A 21,026-nucleotide genomic window follows, 5' to 3' on the forward strand; every position below is an offset into this window, starting at 1 on the left:
ACCCTGTGGGAGCGAGCCTGCTCGCGATTGACGCGGCACAGCCGTCACGGCTTCAGCGGCTCAACCTTCCTCGTCAACAATTCCACAAACGCCTTCGCCATCGCCGATTTCTGATCCTTGCGCTGCACCAGCCACACCGCCGACACCGCTGCCGGATCAAGCAATGGCCGATAGACCACGCCATCAATGCGCATCCGTTGATACGACGCCGGCAGCACCGAAACGCCGAGTCCCGCCGCCACCAGACCAATGATGGTCATCGCCTCCCCAGCCTCCTGGGCGAAATGCGGACTGAAGCCGGCATCCCGGGCCAGGCTGAGCAGTTGCGCATAAAGTCCACTGCCGTAACTGCGCGGGAAAAACACGAAAGGTTCCAGGGCCAGGGCCGACAGAAACAATCCTTCTTCACTGTCCTTCACCAACGGATGCTTGGAACTGAGCACCGCGACCAGTGGCTCGCGCATCAGCTCGACCACACTGAGCGAATCGGGTAGCCCGAGCGGGCGCATGATCCCGACCTCGATCGACTCATCCACCAGCGCATCGGCCACCTGGGTACTGCTCAGTTCCCGCAGGTTCAGATGCACCGCCGGGAAGCGCTGGCGAAACGAAAAAATCGCCTGGGGAATCGTCGAGTTGAACGGTGCCGACGAAGTGAAGCCGATTTTCAGTTCGCCCAGTTCACCCAACTGCGCCCGCCGCGCCACATCCGCCGCTTTATCGACCTGCGCCAACACCAGTCGCGCCTCTTCGAGGAACAGCCGACCGGCCTCGCTCAGCTCGACCCGACGATTGGTACGCTCGAACAAACGTGCGCCGACTTCCTGCTCCAGCGCCTGAATCTGCTGGCTCAGGGGTGGCTGAGAGATGCCCAGCACCTGTGCAGCGCGGCCAAAATGCAGTTCTTCGGCGACGGCGATAAAGTAGCGCAGATGGCGCAATTCCATGAAAACCCCATTAGGTCGTAAAAGCTATCAAACAGGTCGAACAATATATTGGATTGAATCATTAGCCAGCTATATGCTTTTTTCATTGCCTGACCGGTTGCGCTCCTCCGAGGTCCATCGTGAAAACTGCTGTCGCCCCACTCGCCCATGAAATTCCACCCGCCGCACAAGGCGATGTCGTCGCTGAGCTGGCGGAGATCTACATCGAAAAAGGCACGCCTGCGTTCATGCGTACGGTGCTGGCGTTATTCTGCGGCGGCTTCGCGACATTCGCCCTGCTCTACTGCGTACAGCCGATGATGCCGCTGCTGTCCCACGAGTATTCCATCAACGCGGCGCAAAGCAGCCTGATCCTTTCCATTGCGACGGGCATGCTTGCCATCGGCCTGTTGATCACCGGTCCTATCTCCGATCGCATCGGGCGCAAAAAGGTGATGGTGGCGGCACTGTTCGCCGCCGCACTGTGCACCATGGCCAGCGCGATGATGCCGAGCTGGCATGGCGTACTGGCGATGCGCGCGCTGATCGGGTTGTCGTTGAGCGGTCTGGCAGCGGTTGCGATGACCTATCTGAGCGAAGAAATTCACCCGCAGCACATCGGCCTCGCCATGGGTTTGTACATCGGCGGCAACGCCATCGGCGGGATGAGCGGTCGCTTGATCACCGGCGTGTTGATCGACTTCGTCAGCTGGCACACGGCGATGCTGGTGATCGGCGGCCTGGCGCTGATTGCGGCAACGGTGTTCTGGAAAATCCTCCCCGAATCACGCAACTTTCGCCCCCGCTCGCTGCACCCGCGCAGCCTGGTCGACGGTTTCACCATGCACTTTCGCGACGCCGGTCTGCCGCTGCTGTTCCTCGAAGCGTTTGTGTTGATGGGTGCGTTCGTCACGCTGTTCAACTACATCGGCTATCGCTTGCTGGCCGCGCCCTATCACATGGAACAGGCCTTCGTCGGACTGCTCTCGGTGGTGTACTTGTCGGGCATCTACAGCTCGGCGAAAATCGGCTCGCTGGCCGACAGACTCGGCCGGCGCAAAGTGCTTTGGAGCACCATCGCACTGATGATCAGCGGCCTCGCCCTGACGATGCTCACGCCGTTGCCGCTGGTGATCATCGGCATGCTGATCTTCACGTTCGGCTTCTTCGGCGCCCACTCGGTGGCCAGCAGCTGGATCGGTCGTCGCGCCACCAAAGCCAAGGGCCAGGCATCGTCCTTGTACCTGTTCAGCTACTACGCCGGGGGGAGCATTGCCGGTACGGCGGGCGGCGTGTTCTGGCACCTGGGCGGCTGGAATGGCATCGGCCTGTTCATTGGTACATTGCTGGTGATTGCGCTGCTGGTGGCGTTAAAACTGGCGAAGTTGCCACCGCTGCCGGGAAGCGGCACGACTATCTGAGCACCACCCGCGCCTCAAGCACCGCGTCACGTTTTTCCAGGGTCAGTGATTGCAGGTCAATGCCCTCTCGTTCGATACGGTCGAGCCATGGCAGCAACGCCATGGCGTCGCCGCTGAGGGTCAGGCGCACCACGTCGTTGTCGCTGTCCATCTGATGCAATTCTAGCCCCGCCGTCTCGACGCTTTCGCTGATACGCAATGACAGTGGCTGGTCGAGCGGCTGGGGAATATGGCTGCGCGGACGCGCCTGTTGCAGTTGCGCGGCCAGTGCCAGTTGCTGCTGATAGTGACGCTCGGCTGTTGCAAGTCGTTGTTGCGTCGGCTGCCAGATCAACGTGAATGCCATCACGCTCAGAATGAAAACACCCATTACCAGCAACAGTCGCTGCTCCCGTCGGGACAGGCGTTGAAACTTCGCGGCCATCGATTTCAACCCCATCGACTTCATGAGTCTTGCTCCACGGTCAGAGTCGCCTGCACTCGGTCGCGGTCCTTGTTCGAGCTGTCGAGCCGCACCGCAATGCCTTGTTGTCGCCCACGCTCACGCAGCAGTTCCAGCTCGGCAAAGCTGTTGGCGGTCAACTGGATTTTCCAGCCGTCGCCTTCACGAAATTCGATGCGCTGGACCTCGACGTTGCTGGCGCCGATGACGTGCTCGACCAGATTGACCAACCCGGCGATACAACCACCCTGCGGCTGCGCACCCTGGCTTTGCAGCGACCGGAATTGCGCTGCCAGGTCGACGATGCGGGTCTGCTCCGGGTAGAGCGTCTTGAACTGTTGCTCGCTGCGGCTGTAGAGCTGACGACTTTCATGGTCGAGAAAACGGATGCGCGTTTCACTCGCCCCCCAGACCAGCAGCAACACCATCAACATCGCCATGCCACCGAGGCGCCACGGCAGGCGTTTTCGGCGCGGTGCGAAATCACCTTGCAACAGATCGATTGCGTGCTCGTAAGTACCGCTGAGCCACGGGTCGAACTCAGCAGTGTCCTGACGCTCGTCACGCCACTGGATGTCCTGCGGCAAGCCCGGTCTGAGCAAGGCCATCCCGTCTTCAGTCAGCGTCAGGCGCGCCGATAGCTCGCCCCCCAGCAACCATCGACCAAACCACCAGACAGCCAACGGCTGATCGGACGGCAACACATCGGCATCGACGTAAACCGAGCGTACTTCAATGCCCGCCCCGGCCAACAATTCAAGCACGCTCGCAAAACGCTTTCGGTCAATCACCATCACCGGATAGCGACCCTGCGTATCGCGAGCGCCGACGCAAAGGTGCAGATTCTCCAGTGCTTCGCTCAATTGATCCTCAACCGCGAACGCAATGGTTTGGGTATCGGGTCGACGCCGGGAAGGCCACGGTTCGCTGCGCAACCAGCTGCATAGTTCCATGGGCAACAGCAGATCCACCACTTGCCCGTTCAGCGCTTGCGCCGCTTGCTGCAATGGCATGCACTGTCGATGGCCGGTCGGTGACCACATGCAGCAGGGCCAATCAAACGTCACGGCGTCCAGGCCTTCGGCCGTCAGGTAGAGCCAGTTTTTCATTGCGCTATCTCGTTGCTGTTCGGCGGCAGAACACGCCGTTGCAGGATGTCCAGTCGGCGCGTCTCGGGGTCACGTTCGACATCAGTGGCCAGGCGCAGGCGGCTCTGCCCCTGAGTCACCTGGACCGTGATCCGGTACCAACGGCTGTCGATGCCCAAGCCGTGGCTGCTCAAGCCCTTGCCGGATAACAAAGGGTCTTGGGTGAAGGCCTGAACGCTCGGCCATGGCGCCGTTGAACGCTGGCGCAGCAGGGCATCCGCCTCGGCTGCCTCGATGCTGTCGAGTGTGCGCAAAATCAGCGCCGGGGCCGTGTTGATGTTCAATGCGGCGTTTGCGGGCAACAACGCGACCCAGGGTTCCAGTCGACGCAGGCGTTCACCGTCGACACCGGGCAGCAGCCGCAACTGACTCAGCTCTCGCAAAGCGCCCACTTGCTCCAGTTGTAACTCGGGCAGTTCAAGCAGCGCCTGCAAGCGCGCCCAGCGCTTGAGCGTGACTTGATCAGTCTGCCCTCCAATCAACAGGGAGTTGAGATTGAAGCGCCCGGCCAGGTCCTCGATGTTGATGTGGATTTGCGCGTCTTCCACGTCGAAACCCGGGGCCGGACCAGGTATCCGGTCGCTGTCTTTCTGCTGCGCCTTGAGCAATGACAAAGCCCAGGTTTCCCCGACCATGCCCAGTTGACGCAAATGCAGTTGCTGTAGCTGTTGCCCACTGCTTTGCAGCAACAGCCGATGACTGCGCAGCACCCCGCCGATGATCAACAGCGCCAGGCTCATGACCAGCAGCACACTGACCAGTGCCACACCGCGTTGACGCGTTCTCACAGCAGTGCCCCTGGCAGCAAAATCACCCGACGAATGGCCTGGTAACGCCCCGCCGACAGTTGCATTTCCACTGCCAACGGAGCCTTCGTGTTCTGCCCGGTCGGCGAATCGCTACGCCAACCGGTGCGACCGTCGAACAGCCGCCAGCGCAAGTCCCGAACATCGTCGAGCAGTTTTTGGCGCTGCACGACTGGCGAGCCTTCTGCCTGGCTGTCTCGCCACAGCACACCACTATCGAGACGATAGATCAGTGTTTGACGTTCACTGCGCGGCAGGTCCAGCGGGTTGCGCCAATTGCTGCGTTGCCATTGCAGTTGCCCCGGTTCCAACACCAGAGGCTGCTCCGTGATGTGCAGTAGGTCACGTTCGATCACCGCGATGGCGCGTTGCAGGCTTCTGAATTCACGTTCGTGGGCCATGCTGCCCTGTTCCACGCGCACCACGCCTTCGAACAGCGTCCAACTGGCCAATCCCAACAAGGCGAATATCGCAATGGCGATCACCAGCTCCAGCAAGGTGAAACCGGTTTGCCTATTCATCGGAGCTGAGTATCCAGCCGTTGGCGTGGTACAGGGGCTGGTCGCGATTGGTCAGGCTGACCTGCATCTCGACTTTGTGCAAACGCGGTTCGGTGGTGGCACTGATACGCTCACGCAGCAGCCAGTCACGACTTGCCATGTGCACAGCGTATTGCGATTGCCCATCCGCTGGAGCAGTTTGCAGGCGCAACTCGTTCAATTGGTTGTCGGCCACCCACGCCGCGAATAGTCGCTCCTCGACGGCAACAGACTGCTTCAGCACGTATTGGCCCGCGGACAACACAGCGGTCGCCAGGGTTGCGAAAATCGCCAGCGCCACCATGATTTCCAGCAGGGTGAAGCCGGCCATGCGCGGCGTGAATCGCAGCCTAGCCATCGATCACCACCTCGCCGATGCCATCGGCGGACAGACTCGACCAGATCCTGTCCCGGGTCTCGAACGTCAGCGTGAACGTGCTGGTTTCATCACTGCTGAGCATCAGCAACTGAGGAGGGCCTGCGTCAGCACCGAGTGTCACCAAATACCCATCGTGTTTCAGACGCAGCCGCAGGTGATCGGGCCATCGATAAAGGGTCGTGAGCGACTCCCAGTCACGCACACCCAGGCGCATCGCCCGGTAGCCGTCGACACTCAGTCGCACGCCATACTCTTGACCTTCAAGCACCGCCCGTTCACGCAGCTGCCGAATCACCCCGGCGAGAGTAGCCGCTTCTTGTCGGGCCTGTTGCGCCGGGTTCATGCCGGTGGCAAAACTCACCATGCCCACCAGCACGCCGATCAACACGATCACGATCATCAGTTCCAGCAAGGTAAACCCCCGACAACGACACCGCATGAATCAACCGCCCCAATTGCCGATGTCGGCCGCATGCCCTTCGCCGCCCACCACGCCATCGGAGCCGAGGGAATACAAGTCATAGCTGCCATCGACCGATTTCACGCCGGGGTTGAGGTATTGATAGGGTGTGTTCCATGGGTCCACGGGCAGGCTTTTCAGGTAACCGTTGGGGTTCCAGTTCCGCGCCGCCGGCAGCCCGGACGGACGTTTGCTCAAGGCTTCCAATCCCTGTTGCGTCGAGGGGTAATGGAAGTTGTCGAGGCGATACATCTCCAGCGCAGTAGAGATGGCCTGGATGTCGACTTTGGCGGCCGTGACTTTGGCCTGGTCGGGGCGGCTCATGAACTGCGGCACCACGATGGCTCCCAAAATGCCGATGATGACCACCACCACCATGATTTCGATCAGGGTAAAACCGCGCTGGAAAGTTCTGTTTCGTGGAGCGTTCATCGGTCAATTCACCAATTGGTTGAGGCTGAGAATCGGAAGCAGGATGGCCAGGACGATCAGCAGCACCACACCGCCCATCAGCACCAGCATGGCGGGCTCGAACAGGCTCACCACCAGGGCGATACGCGCAGCCAGGGTGCTTTCCTGTTGCTCGGCGGCGCGGGCCAGCATGCGGTCCAGTTCACCGGCGCGTTCGCCGCTGGCGATCATGTGCAACATCATCGGCGGGATGTCGCCGCCGAGTTCCAGGCCACGGGTCAGGGTTCCCCCTTCACGGACCGAGCGGGCGACATCGGCCATGCGCGCGCGAATGGTCAGGTTGCCAATCACGGCGGCGGCGATTTCCAGTGCGTCGACCAAAGGCACCGCACTTTTACCGAGAATCGCCAGGGTGCTGGCGAAACGAGCGGCTTCCATCGCCCGCAGCACTTCACCGAAGACCGGGACATCGAGCACCAGACGATGCCAACGCAGCCGCCAGACCGGCTGCCGCAGACTCCAGCGCCAAAGAGCAACCACCATCGCCAACGTGCCGAGCAGCAACAGACTATGGTTGCGCAGCCCGTCACTGGCGCGGATCAATGCCCGGGTCAACCACGGCAACGGCTGGCCGCTGTCGACGAAAATCTTCACCACGTCCGGCACCACGTAACCGAGCAGAAAACCGACGATCACCACGCTGGTCAGCATCAGGATCAGCGGATACACCAAGGCCATCTGGATCTTTTGCCGCGACGCCTGGCGGGCCTGGGTGTAGGCGGCCAGTTGCTCCAGCACATGGCCCAGATGCCCGGAACGTTCCCCGGCCGCCACGGTGGCGCGGAACAATTCCGGGAACGCCTTGGGAAACTGCGCCAATGCCGTGGCCAGCGCATGCCCTTCCATCACCCGGCCTCTGACCGCCGACAACAGGCCCGCGACCCGCCGTTTGGCACTTTGTTTTGCCACGGCATCAAGCGCCTCTTCCAATGGCAAACCGGCCTGTACCAGCGTCGACAGTTGCAACGTCAGCAACGCCAGATCGGCGGCGCTCAGCCGTCCCGCCCCCCGTGGTGCTCTCATACCCTCCGCGAACTGGACCGCACTCACGCTACGCGGCCAAAAGCCGCGCTCACGCAGCAGTTGCCGCGCATGACGGTCGCTGTCGGCCTCCAGCTGTCCCTTGCACCGGCGACCTTGAGCATTGTCAGCGCGATAGTCGAATGTCGGCATGCCTCAGTCCTCCCGCGTCACGCGCAGTAACTCGTCGAGGCTGGTCTGCCCGTCGATCACCCGTTGCCGGCCGTCCTGAAACAGGCTGCGCGACACCTTGCGAGCTTCGGCGGTCAATGCCTGCTCACCGCCCCCCTGATGAATCAGCGTCGAGATGGCCGGCGTCACGCAGATCAATTCATAGATCCCGATCCGCCCGCGATAACCGTACTGACACTGTTCACAGCCCACCGCTCTGAACAGTTGCAACGACGCGCCAGTGTCGAGCCCAAGACGCTGGCAGCCAGCGGCATCAGCGCTGTACGGCGCCTTGCAATGCGGGCACAAAGTACGCAACAACCGCTGGGCCAAAACGCCCACCAGCGACGATGCCAACAGATACGCATCCACCCCCATGTCCACCAGACGCGTCACCGCGCCGACCGCGCTGTTGGTGTGCAACGTCGACAACACCAGGTGGCCGGTCAACGACGCCTGGACGGCGATTTCGGCGGTCTCACGATCACGGATTTCACCGACCATCACCACATCCGGGTCCTGACGCAGAATCGCCCGCAAACCCCGGGCGAAGGTCATGTCGACTTTCGGGTTGACCGGCATCTGCCCGACGCCGGGCAAGTGATATTCGATCGGGTCTTCGACCGTCAGGATGTTGCGGGTCTGATCGTTGAGGCTGCTGAGCGCGGCATACAGGCTGGTGGTCTTGCCGGAGCCCGTCGGGCCGGTCACTAACAGAATGCCGTGGGGTTTGCCCAGGAGTTGGCGCAGGTCCGCAAGGGTGTCCTCCGGCATGCCCAGACGTTGCAACTCCAGGCGCCCGGCCTGTTTGTCCAACAGCCGCAACACGACCCGTTCGCCATGGGCCGAAGGCAAGGTCGAAACCCGCACATCGACTTCATGCCCGGCTAACCGCAGGGCTATCCGGCCATCCTGGGGCACACGTTTTTCAGCGATATCCAGCCGCGCCATCACCTTGATCCGTGACACCAGCAGCGTCGCCAATTCACGCCGTGGCCGAAGCATTTCGCGCAACTGCCCATCGACCCGCATGCGCACCGAGAGGTATTGCTCGAAGGTTTCCAGGTGCACGTCCGAGGCGTGTTCACGCACGGCCTCGCTGAGCAGCGCGTTGATCAAGCGGATGATCGGCGCATCGCCCTGCTGCTCCAACAGATCGGCGGTTTGCGGAACCTGATCCACCAGGCTGAGCAGGTCCAGTTCCTCGTCCAGCCCTTGAGCCACCTGTTCAGCGGCGCTCTGGCCTTCGCGGTAGGCTGCGGCCAGTCGTGTGGCGAATACCGCCGGTGACAACAGGCGCAACGGCAGCGCCCGGCCGCACACCCGATGCGCTTCGGCCAGGGCCGTGAGCGGCGTATCGGCGCGCATCGCCAGGCTCCATTCCCCGCCCTCGCACGCCACCAGCACGCCGAAACGCCGAGCGAAACCGAAGGGCAGTGGCTCGTAAAAAACGGTCGTGTGGTTCATGGCGTATTGGGCGTCGGCTGGCGCAGATCAAACACCGGCGCGTCGGAACCCGGCTCGAACAACCGCCGTGCATCCGCTGGCAGCAGCAACGAGTTGTTGCCCGCCGCTCCCTGCTGACTCAAATCGCGCAGCGCGTTGTAACGCTGCTGGCTGACGTCGACCAGGTCTTCCTTGCTGCGCACGATGGTCGGCCGCAAAAACACCATCAGATTGCTTTTCGTTTGGGTGTCGCGGGTCCAGCGAAACAGAGCGCCGAGGTAGGGAATGTCGCGCAGCAACGGCACGCCGCTTTTTTGCGTGCGCACGCTGTCCCGGATCAGGCCGCCAATGACGATGATTTCGCCGTCGTCCGCAAGAATCGTGCTCTTGAGCGCGCGCTTGTTGGTGATCAGGTCGGAAGAATCGATACCGGAAACCGACGGCGCAATGTCCGAGACTTCCTGTTCGACCTCCAGACGCAACGTCGAGCCTTCATTGATGTAGGGCTTGATCTTCAGGCTGATGCCGACGTCCTTGCGTTCGACCGTGGTGAACGGATTGTCCGCACCGCTGCTGTTGGTCGCGTAGGAACCGGTTTTGAACGGCACGTTTTGGCCGACGATGATTTCCGCTTCCTGATTGTCCAGGGTCAACAGGCTCGGCGTGGACAGCAGGTTGCTGTGGGTGTTGCTGGCCAAGGCCGAAATCAACGCACCGAAACGGTCGCTGCCCAGCCGCAGCAGTGCGCCTTCCGGCGCCGACTTCTTCTCGTCAAATGTCAGGCCGCCGACGATCGGGATGTCAGTGCCGGGGAAGTTGATGAAGCCTTTCGCGTCGCCCGTGTTCAGGCCCCATTGCACACCAACGGCTTCGGCGATGTCCCCGGAAATCTCGACGATGGCGGCATGGATCAGTACCTGCGCCCGAGGCTGGTCCAACTGACGCACGATGCTTTCGATGGTTCGCACCTGCGCCGGTTCGGCGATCAGCACCAGCGCATTCTGGCTTTCGTCGGCCTTGATCATGAAGGTAGCGCTGGACGAAGTGTCCTTGCTGGTGCCAATGGCGGGCGATACTTTTCTGCCCTGCCCCATGCTTTCCAGAATCTCGGCCAACTGCTTGGCATCGCTGTGACGCAGGCGGATTACGCGGGCATTGTCAGGTGTCACTGTGGTCGGGATATCGAGGCCGCGAGCCAGTTCGGCCAGGCGTTGGCGAACCGCGGGCGGGCCAATGAAGATCAAGCGATTGGTTCTGCTGTCGGCCAACACCTGGATTGTGCTGTCGGCATTGCGTTTACCCAATGAGGCTTCCATCACCGGAGCCACATCGCGGGCCTGGGCGTGGCGCAGTTGAACCACGGCGTGCATGTTGCCCTGCCCGGAATCCAGCTGGCGCACCACCTGCGTGATTCGTTGCACATTCGCCGCCGTGTCGGTGACCACCAGCGCATTGGCCGACACCGACGGGCCGACATAGCCATTGACCGATACCAGCGGCCTGACCAGCCCGCCAATATCAGTGGCGCTGCTGGTATTCAACTCGATGACTCGGGTGACGAACTGCGAAGGCGTGGCGTTTTTTTCCGGGCCGTTGCCGGCGCGGGTTTTGGCTTCGGTCACTGGAGTGATCAGAATCCGGTCGCCTTCGTCGATCACCGTGAAGTTATGGGCGTCGAGCACTGAATAAAACAAACGGCGAACACCCTCTCGATCGAGGGCTTGCCGAGACATCACCGTGATGCGCCCGGAGACTCTGGGATCAAGCACCACGGTGGTCCCGAGAATGCTGGAGATTTCTTCAACGATGTCTCGCAGCTCGGCGTTGTTCATTGCCAACTGCCATTTTTCTTGCGCAGCAGACAGCGCTGGCGGAAAGCTTGCCGTCGCCAGAACGGCAAGAAAAAGCATGGAGCGCAGGGACTGCGCGCCAGTGAAGCTGTTCATGATCTGATCACTCTGACGGCCCGGAAAACGGGCGTAGATAACGCGCTGAAACAACGGGAGCTTGAGGCTCGGTTGAAGATTCGAATCGGCGCAGAAAACGCACGGCTGGCGACTGCAGGGTCAATAGTTCTTCGCGGCCCTTGTTCCACAGCATCACTTGGCTGGCCTCGACGCGGCGCAGAACGCTGCCACCGGGTAACCGCTCGCCGACCTGGTACAAACGTGAGCCTTGGGCATCGGCCAGCAATGCTCTGGACAATCCATTGCTGACGACAAAACTGGCCTGCAAGGTCAAAGGCTCGGCACTGGTTCGGGGGGAGTCGTCTGTAGTCAGTCCAAATACCGTTACCACCGCCGTCGCATTCAGCGGTAAACGAACAGGTTCCGGGGCAACAGCGACCATCGCCGGTATTGCCCGGGTGATCTGTTCGCGAAAAAGCTGTTCCTGCCACACGACAAAAACGGCGCAGCCCACCGGCAACATCAGCAGGCCTGCCGTGATCGGGTGCAGACCGAAACAGGTCACCACCTTCAGTGAAAGTTTCACGATCGGTTCACTCGATGCTCAACGGAAAAGACCGGCCGTCAGGCGACCCTTTCAGGTCGCCTGACGTGCTGCGGGGGATTTAGAGTTTGTTCCACGCCATGTGCCAATGCGCACCGACGCCTGGCTCGTAGCCGTTGGCGGACGGGCTGTATTGCTTGCAGTAGCCCGACTCGGGGAATGGCTTGCACTCAAAGACTTCGTTGGTCTTCGGTTGCAGCACTTTGGTACCGGCGGTGTAGCCGCTGATGCCTTCCGGGAACACGAAGTCGTAATCGGCACCGGCGCCTTCACCAATCAGTTTCGTGGGCTGGGTGTCCTGGCGAGTGGTCCGGCCGTCGAGGCTCGTGCCGACCAGGGTCAGGGTATGTGCGCCGGGATTGCTGCGAACATCTATGGTCAGCCCTGTCGCACCGCTGTCCACTTGTGCAGTGGTGGAGCCGACCGGCTTGTTGCTCTCATCGAACAGCGTCGCTTCGACGTTCATTTTGCGGTTGGACAAAATGCTGAAATCAACCTTGGCCAAGCCTTTTTCCAGCACATATTCAGCTTGCTGGGAGGCCACCGACAGACGGGCTGCTGCATCTTCCTGCATGTTCAATTGCACTTCGTAGCGTGTCACACCACTTTCTTTTTGTGCGTACACGCTGTTGTTGCCCTTGACCGGCTCGATCGTGCCGCTTTCATCACGAACACCCGCACGGACAAGTGTATGTGCCTTGTTGATGGCTTCTGCCAACTTGAACGACCAGTTGTTTGGCGAACCTTCCTCGGCCGTGTTGATAGCTATCTCGACACTGAATTCCGGGTATTCGCCATTGGCCGAGAAGGCGCGAGCCTTGACCTTGTCACCCACCAGCAACGTGGTCGAAGGCGCAATGCTGCCCACCGAAGACCAGCCGCCCGGCAACTCCGGTTCCGACAGAATGTTTACGTCCGCCGGGTTGTAGAACGCGGCATCGGTATCACCGACAGTCCAGACCGCCAATATGACGTGATGACCGGATTTGTCGGCGGGGATGGTGCAGTTGTGCTTGTCACTGTTGGATGGCTTCTGATTGCCGCCGTCGATGGTGCAGAACGGTGTGCTCTCGAAGGCAGCTCGCTTGAGCGCTTCGTTCGGGTTCCAGCCGTTGCGGGTGATGAAGTATTCATGCTTGGTGGCCGGATGAACGGCCGTGTAGTGCCATTGGAAATCCAGCGTGCGATTGCGGATTTCCGTCAGATGCCAGCGGCTGGCGGACTGAGCGTCCAGTGCCGAGAACAGCGAGATACCACCGCTTGGAATCTTGCCGTCTTCCGGTCCCTGCAAGGGAGCGTCACCGGCACCGGCGGGGAAGCCCTTGAAGGTTTCGCCAACACTTTGTGGTTCGTATTGCGCCCCACCACACTGGCTGTTCAATCCTTTCTGACATAGCAGTGCGCGCGACGGTGGCACTTCGAGAAAGCCATGCGCTGAAGCACTTTGGGACACCAACATTGCCGATAACAGGATCATCGAAGAGGTGCACGCAGCAAACGCACTTCCCTTGTACGAAGTATTTTTCATCAAATGAGTTCCAGACTACTTATCGAAATTTGAGGCGCACATTGCTGACGCCGATGGTTGCGATATTGCTCAGCGACTGGCCGAGCAAGGGTCCGAACGTTACGTGGATGAATGAATTTTCTATGTAGGGAAAGTCTCTGCCGAACGCAGGAACAGTCTCTTCAGCTCTTTCTCCGACAATGGATGGAAGAGTTCTTACGAGCTGTGGCGCCACCTCCAAGCAAGAAAAAACGCATAAAAAAAGCCTGTCCGGCGCCATGCCGGACAGGCTTTCAATCACGTCAAAGACGTTTATTCGTGATATTGCGCCGACAACTCATGCACAGCACGCAAGAACGCGCCAGCATGTTCCGGATCGACTTCCGGCGTGATGCCATGACCAAGGTTGAACACGTGACCACTGCCTTTACCGTAGCTCGCGAGGATGCGGCCGACCTCGGTGCGAATCGCTTCCGGTTTTGCGTAGAGCACCGTCGGGTCCATGTTGCCTTGCAGGGCCACTTTGTCGCCGACACGGGCACGGGCGTTGCCGATGTCGCAGGTCCAGTCCAGGCCGAGGGCATCAGCGCCGGCATCGGCGATGCTTTCCAGCCACAGGCCGCCGTTCTTGGTGAACAGAATCACCGGCACCTTGCGACCTTCGTGCTCGCGGATCAGGCCGCTGACGATTTTCTTCATGTAGGCCAGCGAGAATTCCTGATACGCCGCAGCCGACAGGTTGCCGCCCCAGGTATCGAAGATCTGCACCGCTTGCGCACCGGCCATGATCTGGCCGTTGAGGTAGCTGGTGACCGACTGCGCCAGTTTGTCCAGCAACAGGTGCATGGCTTGCGGGTTGTCGTAGAGCATGGCTTTGGTTTTGCGGAAGTCTTTCGACGAGCCGCCTTCGACCATGTAGGTGGCCAGGGTCCACGGGCTGCCGGAGAAACCGATCAGCGGCACACGACCGTTCAGTTCGCGGCGAATGGTGCTGACCGCGTCCATCACGTAGCCGAGGTCTTTGTGTGGATCAGGGATTGGCAGGGCTTCGATGTCGGCCAGGGTGCTGACGACTTTTTTGAAGCGCGGACCTTCGCCGGTTTCGAAGTACAGGCCTTGGCCCATGGCATCGGGGATGGTCAGAATGTCGGAGAAGAGGATCGCCGCGTCCAGCTGCGGGTAGCGGTCTAGCGGTTGCATCGTGACTTCGCAGGCGAATTCCGGATTCATGCACAGGCTCATGAAATCACCGGCCTGGGCACGGCTGGCGCGGTATTCAGGCAGGTAGCGTCCGGCCTGGCGCATCATCCACACAGGGGTGACGTCTACAGGTTGCTTGAGCAGGGCGCGCAGGAAACGGTCGTTCTTCAGGGCAGTCATGTCGGCATCCGGAAAAAAAGTGCGGGCATTTTCTCAGAGCCGGACGCAAAAGGCACGGTTGCAGGTCAGCCTTTTGTCTATCGGGTCAATTTATCGCAATAAATACGCAGATTTCAGCAACACCCGCAAACCAATGTGGGAGCTGGCCTGCCAGCGATGCAAGCACCTCGGTGTATCAGCCAGACCGAGGTGATGCTATCGCTGGCAGGCCAGCTCCCACAGGTATTGCGTTGCAGTCAGTTGGGCGGGGTTTAGACGCCCAGATAATCCAGGATCCCTTCCGCCGCATTACGGCCTTCGAAGATCGCCGTCACCACCAAGTCAGAACCGCGCACCATGTCGCCACCGGCGAAGATTTTCGGGTTGCTGGTCTGGTGCTTGTACTGACCTTGTTCCGGAGCCACGACACGGCCCTGGCTGTCGGTCTGGATGCTGAACTGCTCAAACCACGGCGCCGGGCTCGGGCGGAAACCGAAAGCGATGACCACGGCGTCGGCCGGGATGATCTCTTCGGAACCCGGGATCGGCTCAGGGCTGCGGCGGCCACGGGCGTCCGGCTCGCCGAGACGGGTCTCGACCACCTTCACGCCTTCGACCTTGTCTTCGCCGACGATGGCGATCGGCTGGCGGTTGTAGAGGAATTTCACGCCTTCTTCCTTGGCGTTCTTCACCTCTTTGCGCGAGCCAGGCATGTTCGCTTCGTCACGACGATAAGCGCAGGTCACCGATTTGGCGCCCTGGCGGATCGAGGTACGGTTGCAGTCCATCGCCGTGTCGCCGCCGCCGAGAACCACGACCTTCTTGCCTTTCATGTCGACGAAATCTTCCGGCGACTTTTCAAAGCCCAGGTTGCGGTTGACGTTGGCGATCAGGAAGTCCAGCGCGTCATACACGCCCGGCAGGTCTTCACCGGCAAAGCCGCCCTTCATGTAGGTGTAAGTGCCCATGCCCATGAATACCGCATCGTATTCTTCGAGCAGTTGTTCCATGGTCACGTCCTTGCCCACCTCTGTGTTGAGGCGGAACTGGATGCCCATGCCGCTGAAGACTTCGCGACGATTGCTCAGCACGGTCTTTTCCAGCTTGAACTCGGGGATGCCGAAGGTCAGCAGACCGCCGATTTCCGGGTTCTTGTCGAACACCACCGGGGTTACGCCGCCACGCACCAGCACGTCGGCACAGCCCAGGCCCGCCGGGCCCGCGCCGATGATCGCAACACGCTTGCCGGTTGGCTTGACCTTGGACATGTCCGGACGCCAGCCCATGGCGAACGCGGTGTCGGTGATGTACTTCTCCACCGAACCGATGGTCACCGCGCCGAAGCCGTCGTTGAGGGTGCACGCACCCTCGCACAGACGGTCCTGCGGGCACACCCGGCCGCACACTTCCGGCAGGGTGTTGGTCTGGTGCGACAGCTCGGCGGCCTGGAGGATGTTGCCCTCGGCTACCAGCTTCAGCCAGTTGGGAATGAAGTTGTGCACCGGGCACTTCCATTCGCAATACGGGTTACCGCAACCCAGGCAGCGATGGGCCTGGTCGGCCGACTGCTGGGGTTTGAAGGGTTCGTAGATTTCCACGAACTCTTTCTTGCGTTGACGCAACAGTTTCTTCTTCGGATCCTTGCGCCCGACCTCGATGAACTGGAAGTCATTATTCAGACGTTCAGCCATTTTAAAACCTCATCAAACTCTTCAGGCGCATATCACTGCGGGTTGGCACGGGTGCTGGAAAGCAACGACTTGAGGGTGGCAGCCTTGGGCTTGACCAACCAGAAACGACGCACGTAATCATCGAGGTTTTCGGCGAGGTTACGACCCCACTCGCTGTCGGTTTCCTCGACGTACTCATTCAGCACGCGTTGCAAATGGCTACGGTAGGCTTCCATCGCCTCGCCGCTGATCCGCTGGATTTCCACCAGTTCGTGGTTGACCCGGTCAACGAAGGTGTTGTCCTGGTCGAGCACGTAGGCGAAACCGCCGGTCATGCCTGAACCGAAGTTGTAACCGGTCTTGCCCAGAACGCAGACGAAACCACCAGTCATGTACTCGCAGCAGTGATCGCCAGTACCTTCCACGACGGTGTGGGCACCGGAGTTACGCACGGCAAAACGCTCGCCCGCGGTGCCGGCGGCGAACAGCTTGCCACCGGTAGCGCCGTACAGGCAGGTGTTACCGATGATGGCACTGTCCTGAGTCTTGTAGGCGCTGCCCTTCGGCGGAACGATGACCAGTTTGCCGCCGGTCATGCCCTTGCCGACGTAGTCGTTGGCGTCGCCTTCCAGGTACATGTCCAGGCCGCCGGCGTTCCACACACCGAAGCTCTGACCAGCCGTGCCCTTGAAGCGGAAGGTGATTGGCGCATTCGCCATACCCTGGTTGCCGTGCTTGCGCGCGATTTCACCGGAGATCCGCGCACCGATCGAACGGTCGCAGTTGCAGATGTCCAGGTCGAACTCGGCGCCGCTCAGGTCATTGATGGCCGAGGTGGCCAGGTCGACCATTTTCTCGGCCAGCAGGCCTTTGTCGAACGGCGGGTTGCGCTCCACACCGCAGAACTGCGGCTTGTCCGCCGGCACGTGGTCGCTGCCCAGCAATGGGGTCAGGTCCAGGTGATGTTGCTTGGCGGTCTGGCCTTCGAGGACTTCCAGCAGATCGGTACGGCCGATCAGCTCTTCGAGGGAGCGCACGCCCAGCTTGGCCAGCCACTCACGGGTTTCTTCGGCGACGTAGGTGAAGAAGTTCACCACCATGTCGACGGTGCCGATGTAGTGATCCTTGCGCAGCTTCTCGTTCTGAGTTGCGACGCCGGTGGCGCAGTTGTTCAGGTGGCAGATGCGCAGGTATTTGCAGCCCAGGGCGATCATTGGCGCGGTGCCGAAGCCGAAGCTTTCAGCGCCGAGGATAGCTGCCTTGATCACGTCGAGGCCGGTTTTCAGGCCACCGTCGGTCTGTACCCGGACTTTGCCGCGCAGGTCGTTGCCACGCAGGGTCTGGTGGGTTTCGGCCAGGCCGAGCTCCCACGGAGCGCCCGCGTATTTGATCGAGGTCAGCGGCGATGCACCGGTGCCGCCGTCGTAGCCGGAAATGGTGATCAGGTCCGCATAGGCCTTGGCCACACCGGCGGCGATGGTGCCGACGCCCGCTTCAGCAACCAGCTTCACCGAGACCAGCGCCTTCGGGTTGACTTGTTTCAGGTCGAAAATCAGCTGCGACAAGTCTTCGATCGAGTAGATGTCGTGGTGCGGCGGTGGCGAAATCAGGGTGACGCCCGGTACTGCATAACGCAGCTTGGCGATCAGCCCGTTGACCTTGCCGCCTGGCAGTTGACCACCTTCGCCCGGCTTGGCGCCCTGGGCGACCTTGATCTGCAGCACTTCGGCGTTGACCAGGTATTCCGGGGTCACACCGAAACGGCCGGTGGCGACCTGCTTGATTTTCGAGCTCTTGATGGTGCCGTAACGCGCCGGGTCTTCACCACCTTCACCGGAGTTGGAACGCGCACCGAGGCGGTTCATGGCTTCGGCCAGGGCTTCGTGAGCTTCGGGCGACAGCGCGCCCAGCGAAATACCGGCGGAGTCGAAGCGCTTGAGCACCGATTCCAGCGGTTCGATCTCGCTGATGTCCAATGGCGTGTCGAGGGTTTTGACTTTCAGCAGGTCGCGGATCATCGACACCGGGCGGTTATCCACCAGCGACGTGTATTCCTTGAACTTGCTGTAGTCGCCCTGCTGCACGGCGGCTTGCAGGGTATTGACCACGTCCGGGTTGTACGCGTGATATTCGCCACCGTGGACGAACTTCAGCAGGCCGCCTTGCTGGATCGGCTTGCGCGGGCTCCAGGCTTCGGTGGCGAGGGCTTTCTGCTCGGCTTCGATGTCGACGAAACGCGCACCCTTGATGCGGCTTGGCACACCACGGAAGCTCAGGTTGCAAACCTCTTCGGACAGACCGATAGCTTCGAACAACTGTGCACCGCGGTACGAAGTGATGGTCGAGATACCCATCTTCGACAGAATCTTCAGCAGGCCCTTGGTGATGCCTTTACGGTAGTTCTTGAACACCTCATAGAGGTCGCCCAGTACTTCACCGGTACGGATCAGGTCGCCCAGCACTTCATAAGCCAGGAACGGATAAACGGCAGATGCACCGAAACCGATCAACACGGCGAAGTGATGCGGATCGCGAGCGGTCGCGGTTTCCACCAAGATGTTGGAGTCGCAACGCAGGCCTTTTTCGGTCAGACGGTGATGCACGGCACCGGTAGCCAGCGACGCGTGGATCGGCAACTTGCCCGGAGCAATGTGACGGTCACTCAGCACAACCTGGGTACGACCGGCGCGCACGGCTTCTTCAGCCTGATCGGCAACGTTGCGGATTGCCGCTTCAAGGCCGACGCTTTCGTCGTAGTTGAGGTCGATGATCGCGCGCTCGAAGCCCGGACGATCGAGGTTCATCAGCGAACGCCACTTGGCCGGGGAAATGACCGGCGAGCTGAGGATCACGCGCGAGGCGTGCTCCGGCGACTCCTGGAAGATGTTGCGCTCGGCACCGAGGCAGATCTCCAGCGACATGACGATGGCTTCACGCAGCGGATCGATCGGCGGGTTGGTGACCTGCGCGAACTGCTGGCGGAAATAGTCGTACGGCGTGCGCACGCGCTGGGACAGCACGGCCATCGGCGTATCGTCGCCCATCGAGCCCACGGCTTCGTAGCCCTGCTCGCCGAGCGGACGCAGCACCTGGTCGCGCTCTTCGAACGTGACCTGGTACATCTTCATGTATTGCTTAAGCTGATCGACGTCGTAGAACGCCGAACCATGGTCGTTGTCTTCCATGGTCGCCTGGATGCGCAGGGCGTTCTTGCGCAGCCATTGCTTGTACGGATGACGCGACTTCAGACGGTTGTCGATGGCGTCGGTGTCGAGGATCTGCCCGGTTTCGGTGTCCACGGCAAAGATCTGGCCCGGACCAACGCGGCCCTTGGCGATCACGTCTTCAGGCTGGTAGTTCCAGACACCGATTTCCGAAGCCAGGGTGATGAAACCGTTCTTGGTGGTGACCCAACGCGCCGGACGCAGACCGTTACGGTCGAGCAGGCACACCGCGTAGCGACCGTCGGTCATTACCACGCCGGCCGGGCCGTCCCACGGTTCCATGTGCATCGAGTTGTATTCGTAGAACGCACGCAGATCCGGGTCCATGGTTTCGACGTTCTGCCACGCTGGCGGAATGATCATCCGCACGCCACGGAACAGGTCGATGCCGCCGGTGACCATCAGTTCGAGCATGTTGTCCATGCTGGAAGAGTCGGAACCGACGCGGTTGACCAGCGGGCCGAGCTCTTCGAGATCGGGCATCAGGTCGTTGGCGAACTTGGTGCGACGGGCCACGGCCCAGTTGCGGTTGCCGGTAATGGTGTTGATCTCGCCGTTGTGCGCCAGGAAGCGGAACGGTTGGGCCAGCGGCCATTTCGGCAGGGTGTTGGTGGAGAAACGCTGGTGGAACACGCAGATCGCGGTTTGCAGGCGCTCGTCGCTCAGGTCTGGATAGAAGGCGGTCAGATCCGCCGGCATCATCAGGCCTTTATAAATGATGGTCTTGTGGGAAAAGCTGCAGATATAGTGATCGACGTCGGCGGCGTTGGCCACGGACGAGCGACGACGGGAGCTGAACAGCTTGATCGCCATGTCCTGATCGCTCAGGCCTTCACCGCCAATGAACACTTGTTCGATCTGCGGCAAACGCTCAAGGGCCAGGCGGCCGAGGACACTGGTGTCGATCGGCACTTTGCGCCAGCCGACCAGCTGCAGGCCGGCGGCCAGGATCTCGCGGTTCATGTTCTCGCGAGCGGCTTCGGCTTTGACCGGGTCCTGGTTGAAGAAGACCATGCCCACGGCGTATTGCTTGGGCAATGCAACGCCGAAGGTTTCCTGGGCGATGGCTCGCAGGAACACGTCCGGCTTTTGAATCAGCAGACCGCAACCGTCACCGGTCTTGCCGTCGGCATTAATCCCACCGCGGTGGGTCATGCAGGTCAGGGCCTCGATGGCCGTTTGCAAAAGGGTATGACTGGGCTCGCCCTGCATATGGGCTATCAGGCCGAAACCGCAGTTATCCTTGAATTCATCTGGTTGGTACAGACCTGCTTTCATAGACACTTTCTCACCAGGCTGCCTCTTAACGAGGCAAATTTCTTTTCAATTCAACCACTTGCCATCCGCGCCGAACGTACGCCAGCTTTGCGGGGACAAAAGGGAGGTCATTGTACACACCGACACTTGGCCTCACAAATTTGACGACGAAATGTCGCAAATCTATGTCGCATTTGTGAAAGGTTTAAAGCGATACGCTGTGCTAGTCAAAACTTTTTTAATTCTGACCGCAACGACTCAAAGACTAC

Annotated in this window: 17 protein-coding genes; 1 reads left to right on the forward strand and 16 read right to left on the reverse strand. The window is 60.6% G+C overall.

Translation table 11 applies throughout. The features are described from left to right. Positions 1-44: 44 nt before the first annotated feature. A complete protein-coding gene (locus ACNYC6_RS11390; RefSeq protein WP_419712382.1) occupies positions 45-947 on the reverse strand; it encodes a LysR substrate-binding domain-containing protein in 903 nt (300 codons plus the stop codon). Positions 948-1,099: 152 nt separating this feature from the next. On the opposite strand from ACNYC6_RS11390, the gene ACNYC6_RS11395 reads away from it, so the two are divergent. Next, a complete protein-coding gene (locus ACNYC6_RS11395; protein WP_419712948.1) occupies positions 1,100-2,347 on the forward strand; it encodes an MFS transporter in 1,248 nt (415 codons plus the stop codon). Here ACNYC6_RS11395 and gspM read toward each other — a convergent pair. The 15 genes from gspM to gltB all read right to left on the reverse strand — a co-directional run bounded on the left by gspM (position 2,340) and on the right by gltB (position 20,778). Then, positions 2,340-2,771 (reverse strand): type II secretion system protein GspM, encoded by a 432-nt coding sequence (gene gspM / locus ACNYC6_RS11400; RefSeq protein WP_419712383.1) that lies wholly within the window; start codon positions 2,769-2,771, stop codon positions 2,340-2,342. The two genes, ACNYC6_RS11395 and gspM, sit on opposite strands and share 8 nt — an antisense overlap. 20 nt (positions 2,772-2,791) lie before the next feature. Next, on the reverse strand, positions 2,792-3,898 hold the full coding sequence (gene gspL, locus ACNYC6_RS11405; RefSeq protein ID WP_419712384.1) for a type II secretion system protein GspL: 1,107 nt from the start codon (positions 3,896-3,898) through the stop codon (positions 2,792-2,794). Continuing rightward, the gene (locus ACNYC6_RS11410) at positions 3,895-4,725 is read right to left on the reverse strand and encodes a general secretion pathway protein GspK (protein WP_419712385.1); all 831 of its coding nucleotides are present in this window, start codon (positions 4,723-4,725) and stop codon (positions 3,895-3,897) included. Before ACNYC6_RS11410 ends, gspL begins: the two co-directional genes overlap by 4 nt. Next, positions 4,722-5,264, reverse strand: a complete 543-nt coding sequence (gene gspJ, locus ACNYC6_RS11415; protein ID WP_419712386.1) for a type II secretion system minor pseudopilin GspJ — start codon at positions 5,262-5,264, stop codon at positions 4,722-4,724. Before gspJ ends, ACNYC6_RS11410 begins: the two co-directional genes overlap by 4 nt. Continuing rightward, positions 5,257-5,640, reverse strand: coding sequence for a type II secretion system minor pseudopilin GspI (gene gspI / locus ACNYC6_RS11420; RefSeq protein ID WP_419712387.1), 384 nt, complete (start codon positions 5,638-5,640; stop codon positions 5,257-5,259). The genes gspJ and gspI overlap by 8 nt, the downstream gene beginning before the upstream one ends. Beyond that, a complete protein-coding gene (gspH, locus tag ACNYC6_RS11425; RefSeq protein WP_419712388.1) occupies positions 5,633-6,100 on the reverse strand; it encodes a type II secretion system minor pseudopilin GspH in 468 nt (155 codons plus the stop codon). The genes gspI and gspH overlap by 8 nt, the downstream gene beginning before the upstream one ends. A 3-nt stretch (positions 6,101-6,103) precedes the next feature. Then, positions 6,104-6,553, reverse strand: a complete 450-nt coding sequence (gene gspG, locus ACNYC6_RS11430) for a type II secretion system major pseudopilin GspG (protein WP_419712389.1) — start codon at positions 6,551-6,553, stop codon at positions 6,104-6,106. Positions 6,554-6,556: 3 nt separating this feature from the next. Continuing rightward, the gene (gene gspF, locus ACNYC6_RS11435; protein ID WP_419712390.1) at positions 6,557-7,765 is read right to left on the reverse strand and encodes a type II secretion system inner membrane protein GspF; all 1,209 of its coding nucleotides are present in this window, start codon (positions 7,763-7,765) and stop codon (positions 6,557-6,559) included. 3 nt (positions 7,766-7,768) lie between these two features. Continuing rightward, positions 7,769-9,250 carry a type II secretion system ATPase GspE gene (gspE, locus tag ACNYC6_RS11440; RefSeq protein WP_419712391.1) on the reverse strand — a complete coding sequence of 494 codons (1,482 nt, stop codon included), beginning with the start codon at positions 9,248-9,250 and terminating at the stop codon, positions 7,769-7,771. Then, positions 9,247-11,175 (reverse strand): type II secretion system secretin GspD, encoded by a 1,929-nt coding sequence (gene gspD, locus ACNYC6_RS11445; RefSeq protein WP_419712392.1) that lies wholly within the window; start codon positions 11,173-11,175, stop codon positions 9,247-9,249. The genes gspE and gspD overlap by 4 nt, the downstream gene beginning before the upstream one ends. Before the next feature lie 7 nt (positions 11,176-11,182). After that, complete coding sequence (locus ACNYC6_RS11450; protein ID WP_419712393.1) at positions 11,183-11,722, reverse strand: type II secretion system protein N; 540 nt, start codon at positions 11,720-11,722, stop codon at positions 11,183-11,185. A gap of 79 nt (positions 11,723-11,801) precedes the next feature. After that, positions 11,802-13,268: an N-acetylglucosamine-binding protein GbpA gene (gbpA, locus tag ACNYC6_RS11455; RefSeq protein ID WP_419712394.1), complete on the reverse strand. Its 1,467-nt coding sequence runs from the start codon at positions 13,266-13,268 to the stop codon at positions 11,802-11,804. Positions 13,269-13,559: 291 nt separating this feature from the next. Continuing rightward, positions 13,560-14,627 carry a uroporphyrinogen decarboxylase gene (gene hemE / locus ACNYC6_RS11460; RefSeq protein WP_419712395.1) on the reverse strand — a complete coding sequence of 356 codons (1,068 nt, stop codon included), beginning with the start codon at positions 14,625-14,627 and terminating at the stop codon, positions 13,560-13,562. Between the two features lie 251 nt (positions 14,628-14,878). Then, positions 14,879-16,297 (reverse strand): FAD-dependent oxidoreductase, encoded by a 1,419-nt coding sequence (locus ACNYC6_RS11465; protein ID WP_218439012.1) that lies wholly within the window; start codon positions 16,295-16,297, stop codon positions 14,879-14,881. A 32-nt stretch (positions 16,298-16,329) separates the two neighbouring features. Continuing rightward, the gene (gene gltB, locus ACNYC6_RS11470) at positions 16,330-20,778 is read right to left on the reverse strand and encodes a glutamate synthase large subunit (protein WP_419712396.1); all 4,449 of its coding nucleotides are present in this window, start codon (positions 20,776-20,778) and stop codon (positions 16,330-16,332) included. Positions 20,779-21,026 lie beyond the last annotated feature (248 nt).

Origin of the sequence: Pseudomonas sp. NFX224, from assembly GCF_048565165.1 — a bacterium.
GTDB lineage: Bacteria > Pseudomonadota > Gammaproteobacteria > Pseudomonadales > Pseudomonadaceae > Aquipseudomonas.

Coding starts and splice junctions, on each gene's coding strand:
- gspJ (WP_419712386.1), bottom strand. CDS start 5,264: ATGAATAGGCAAACCGGTTTCACCTTGCTGGAGCTGGTGATCGCCATT.
- gbpA (WP_419712394.1), bottom strand. CDS start 13,268: ATGAAAAATACTTCGTACAAGGGAAGTGCGTTTGCTGCGTGCACCTCT.
- gspH (WP_419712388.1), bottom strand. CDS start 6,100: ATGCGGTGTCGTTGTCGGGGGTTTACCTTGCTGGAACTGATGATCGTG.
- hemE (WP_419712395.1), bottom strand. CDS start 14,627: ATGACTGCCCTGAAGAACGACCGTTTCCTGCGCGCCCTGCTCAAGCAA.
- ACNYC6_RS11465 (WP_218439012.1), bottom strand. CDS start 16,297: ATGGCTGAACGTCTGAATAATGACTTCCAGTTCATCGAGGTCGGGCGC.
- gspG (WP_419712389.1), bottom strand. CDS start 6,553: ATGAACGCTCCACGAAACAGAACTTTCCAGCGCGGTTTTACCCTGATC.
- gspM (WP_419712383.1), bottom strand. CDS start 2,771: ATGGCCGCGAAGTTTCAACGCCTGTCCCGACGGGAGCAGCGACTGTTG.
- gspD (WP_419712392.1), bottom strand. CDS start 11,175: ATGAACAGCTTCACTGGCGCGCAGTCCCTGCGCTCCATGCTTTTTCTT.
- ACNYC6_RS11390 (WP_419712382.1), bottom strand. CDS start 947: ATGGAATTGCGCCATCTGCGCTACTTTATCGCCGTCGCCGAAGAACTG.
- gspL (WP_419712384.1), bottom strand. CDS start 3,898: ATGAAAAACTGGCTCTACCTGACGGCCGAAGGCCTGGACGCCGTGACG.
- gspF (WP_419712390.1), bottom strand. CDS start 7,765: ATGCCGACATTCGACTATCGCGCTGACAATGCTCAAGGTCGCCGGTGC.
- gltB (WP_419712396.1), bottom strand. CDS start 20,778: ATGAAAGCAGGTCTGTACCAACCAGATGAATTCAAGGATAACTGCGGT.
- gspI (WP_419712387.1), bottom strand. CDS start 5,640: ATGGCTAGGCTGCGATTCACGCCGCGCATGGCCGGCTTCACCCTGCTG.
- gspE (WP_419712391.1), bottom strand. CDS start 9,250: ATGAACCACACGACCGTTTTTTACGAGCCACTGCCCTTCGGTTTCGCT.